Here is a 202-nt window from a genome sequence, read left to right as displayed (position 1 = left end):
GCTGTCCTGGGCCAGCGCCCGGGCCAGGGCCACGCGCTGGCGCATGCCGCCGGACAGTTCGTGGACGCGCTTGCCGTAGGCGCCGCCGAGCCGGACCAGCTCCAGCAGGCGTTCGGCCTCCGGCTTGCGCTCGGCCTTGGCCACCCCGCGCAGCCGCAGGGCGAGTTCGATGTTCTTGCCCGCCGTCAGCCACGGGAAGAGG

Annotated in this window: 1 protein-coding gene; it reads right to left on the bottom strand. The window is 74.8% G+C overall.

What is annotated here, in order from left to right; all coding sequences use genetic code 11:
- Positions 1 to 202 (bottom strand): ATP-binding cassette domain-containing protein (locus IF09_RS0139750; RefSeq protein ID WP_030304515.1); only part of this gene is annotated, 202 nt, incomplete at both ends.

Origin of the sequence: Streptomyces katrae, from assembly GCF_000717655.1 — a bacterium.
GTDB classification, from domain to species: domain Bacteria; phylum Actinomycetota; class Actinomycetes; order Streptomycetales; family Streptomycetaceae; genus Streptomyces; species Streptomyces katrae_B.
The sequence above is the reverse complement of the archived record's forward strand: the minus strand, read 5'-3'. Positions and strand labels throughout refer to the sequence as shown.